Origin of the sequence: Catenibacterium sp. (assembly GCF_052354645.1) — a bacterium.
Classification (GTDB): Bacteria; Bacillota_I; Bacilli_A; order Erysipelotrichales; family Coprobacillaceae; genus Catenibacterium; species Catenibacterium mitsuoka_A.
Window position 1 is genome coordinate 1 of the sequence record NZ_DAWDDM010000226.1, and the last position, 3,282, is coordinate 3,282.

4 protein-coding genes and 1 other annotated feature are annotated in these 3,282 nt (G+C 34.8%); all 4 genes read right to left on the reverse strand.

The window, feature by feature from the left end; genetic code table 11:
• The coding region (gene rplU / locus ACT8VG_RS09035; RefSeq protein WP_444195675.1) for a 50S ribosomal protein L21 at window positions 1-194 on the reverse strand (194 nt) is incomplete at its 3' end.
• Window positions 195-214: 20 nt separating this feature from the next.
• Window positions 215-285, reverse strand: a sequence feature (ribosomal protein L21 leader region).
• A gap of 22 nt (window positions 286-307) precedes the next feature.
• The gene (xerA, locus tag ACT8VG_RS09040; RefSeq protein WP_217106828.1) at window positions 308-1,240 is read right to left on the reverse strand and encodes a site-specific tyrosine recombinase/integron integrase; all 933 of its coding nucleotides are present in this window, start codon (window positions 1,238-1,240) and stop codon (window positions 308-310) included.
• On the reverse strand, window positions 1,233-2,525 hold the full coding sequence (gene trmFO / locus ACT8VG_RS09045; protein ID WP_432269438.1) for a methylenetetrahydrofolate--tRNA-(uracil(54)-C(5))-methyltransferase (FADH(2)-oxidizing) TrmFO: 1,293 nt from the start codon (window positions 2,523-2,525) through the stop codon (window positions 1,233-1,235). The genes xerA and trmFO overlap by 8 nt, the downstream gene beginning before the upstream one ends.
• A 41-nt stretch (window positions 2,526-2,566) precedes the next feature.
• The gene (locus tag ACT8VG_RS09050) at window positions 2,567-3,259 is read right to left on the reverse strand and encodes a topoisomerase DNA-binding C4 zinc finger domain-containing protein (protein ID WP_444195676.1); all 693 of its coding nucleotides are present in this window, start codon (window positions 3,257-3,259) and stop codon (window positions 2,567-2,569) included.
• Between the last annotated feature and the right edge of the window lie 23 nt (window positions 3,260-3,282).

A 3,282-nucleotide genomic window follows, 5' to 3' on the forward strand; every position in this document is an offset into this window, starting at 1 on the left:
TGTTTTTGAACAGTTGCAGTAACCTTAGCACCTTCTACATTAGGATGACCAACTTTAACACCATTATCACCAACTAAAAGAACCTTTTCGAAAGTGTATTCAGTGCCTTCTTCAACATCTAACTTTTCTACAAAAATAGTATCTCCAGCTTCAACCTTTAACTGTTTTCCACCAGTTTCAATAATTGCGTACATCAGTGTACCTCCTTCATATTTTTTTCTCTTAGACTCGCCAACCAAGGCAGCACTTGCATTTAATACCTTTTATGTGCGGTTGTAGTCAGAGGTCTACAACGTTGATTATAGTATCATTTATTACCCTTATCGTCAATATTTTTTTCAATTTTCTTAAATTCTTGTCGAGGGCAGGTACGATTATATACTTCTCTTAAGTGTTCTTGGGATACATGGGTATAAATCTGAGTTGTTGATAAAGAGGAATGACCCAATAATTCTTGTACAACACGGATATCCATTCCTGCATCAAGTAAATGAGTCGCAAAAGAATGACGTATCGTATGAGGATGAATCTTACGTAAAGGATCATAGAGATACATTGTACGATCGATAATATTTTCTACTCCCCTATTTGTTAGCTTTCTTCCTCTTCTATTCACAAATACATAATCGTGTGTTTCATGATATTCATTCATAATGCTTACTCGATCATTATCTATATATTCTAGTAACCATTTCTTTGCATAATCATGAAATGGCACTTCTCTTTCTTTACTTCCTTTACCTAATACTCTAAGCATCTGTCTATTAAAATCAACCTGGGATAAACGTAATGAGACAACTTCACTCACACGAAGTCCTGATGCATACATAAGTTCTAGAAGAGCCTTATTTCTTACGCCTAAAGCTGTATGCGTATCAATTGAGTCTAGATACCCCATCATTTCATCTACATAAAGAAAATCAGGATTTCTACTACCTGTCTTTAATGAATGAACCTGTGAAAAAGGATTAGAAGAAACTATCTCCTGTTTACATAAATATTTAAAGAAAGATCTAAGAGAACTCAAATAATGATTAATTGTTGTATGAGATAAGTGCTTCTCATTTAAATGAATCAAATAATTCTGAATAACATAGTAATCTACTTCCTGTAAAGAAATACTTTCTTTGCCTACAAATAAAAGAAAATCAGTCAATTCTCTATCATAAGATTCTAAAGTAAGTACAGAGTAGTTCTTTTGATATTTAAGATAGTGAAGAAAAGTTTTCTTCTCATCCATGAATGAATTCTTCCATCTTTTCTAATGCACGTTGTGCATATTTTTCTTTCTTTTCTTTTTTCTTCACTTTACCTTCTAAATCAGGAAGAATTCCAAAATTAGCCTTCATTGGCTGGAAATCACTAGGAGAAGCATGAGTAATATAATAAGCGAGAGATCCCATAACTGTTTCTCTAGGATAGACTAGTAATTCTTCTCCCTTTAAATATCTCACCATATTTTTACCAGCCACAATACCACTCTGAGCAGATTCCACATATCCTTCTACACCAGTCATCTGACCTGCAAAGAATAAATCCTCACGATTCTTAAACTGATATGTAGGATTTAAATATGTAGGTGAATTGAAGTAACAGTTACGATGCATGATACCATAACGGACAATAGAGGCATTTTCTAGTCCTGGAATCATATGAATAATACGGTCCTGTTCACCCCATTTTAAATGTGTCTGGAATCCTACAATATTATAGAGAGACCCAACCGCATTATCCTGTCTTAACTGAACTACTGCTTCAAAACGCTGACCATCCTTTTCTAGTCCTACAGGCTTCATTGGGCCAAAAAGTAATGTCTGTTTACCTCTTTTTGCGATTTCTTCAAAAGGCATACAGCCTTCAAAGAACTTTTCTTCAAAATCATGAGGCTTAACAACTTCCGCATTAATCAGTGCATCATAGAAAGCATCAAATTCTTCTTTGGTCATTGGACAGTTGATATATTCCCCATCACCCTTATCATAACGCGATTTATAAAAAGCTTTATTAAAATCAATAGATTCTTTTGTGACAATAGGAGCTGCTGCATCATAGAAATAAAAATAATCCTGATTACCCATTAAATTCATAATTTCTTTTGCGAGTGCATCACTTGTCAAAGGTCCTGAGGCAATAATAGTAGGTCCTTCAGGTATTTTTGTCACTTCTTCACGGTGTACAGTGACCAAAGGATGATTTTCAATAAATTCTGTCACTGCATGAGAAAAACCTTCACGATCGACTGCCAAAGATCCTCCTGCAGGTACGGCATGGTCTCTTGCCATCTTGACAATCAAGCTATCATTCATTGTCATTTCCTGTTTTAATACACCAACCGCATTCTTTAAACCATCTGCACGTAATGAATTAGAACATACAAGTTCCGCAAAATCACTTGTCTTATGAACATCAGTCTTTTTCACTGGTCTCATTTCATATAAATGTACAGGAATACCTTCTTTAATAAGCTGATAAGTCGCTTCGACACCAGCCAAACCTCCACCTACGACATTTACTTCCTTAATCATATTTTCCTCCAATAAAGAAAATGAACTGCATGGGCAGTTCATTATTCTTCTTTCTTTTTCTTTTCTTTAATAATTGTTTTACACTTTGGATAATTCGAGCAGGCTTTAAATGGACCAAAACGACCCTTTTTCCATACAACTGGACTGCCACAGTTAGGACATGTTTCACCTGTCTCTTCAAGCTTCTGAGGCTTGATATATTTACATTTAGGGTAATTAGAACATGCTTCAAAGCGTCCAAAACGACCCATTTTATAGATCATAGGAGAACCACATTGAGGACATGTCTCACCTGTTTCTTCATTGATCTTATTTTCATCAGCCTTAACATATTTGCATTCTGGATAATTAGAGCAGGCTACAAATTCTCCAAATCTTCCTTTTCTAATAACAAGATCTCCACCACACTCAGGACATTTTTCTCCTGTTTTTTGTGGTTCAATCTTTTCCATACCATCATAGGCTTTTTCTAATAGTGGTTCAAATACTTGTTCAAATTCAGTTAAAGCATGAACATAAGTATCCTGACCCTTCGCAATTTCATCAAGCTCATTTTCCATCTTTGCAGTATAGTCTACATTGATAATTGAATCAAAATATTCAAGAAGTTTCTTATTAGTCAAAAGACCTGATTCAGTAGGCTTGAATGTTTTCTTTTCTAAAATGACATATTCTCTAGTCTGAATTGTATCAATAATAGTGGCATAAGTAGAAGGACAGTCTCTAATACACATCTGACACTAACGACGATCTAACG

Excerpts from the sequence above, each read along its gene's own strand:
- xerA (WP_217106828.1), bottom strand. The coding sequence starts at position 1,240 with ATGGATGAGAAGAAAACTTTTCTTCACTATCTTAAATATCAAAAGAAC.
- trmFO (WP_432269438.1), bottom strand. The coding sequence starts at position 2,525 with ATGATTAAGGAAGTAAATGTCGTAGGTGGAGGTTTGGCTGGTGTCGAA.
- ACT8VG_RS09050 (WP_444195676.1), bottom strand. The coding sequence starts at position 3,259 with ATGTGTATTAGAGACTGTCCTTCTACTTATGCCACTATTATTGATACA.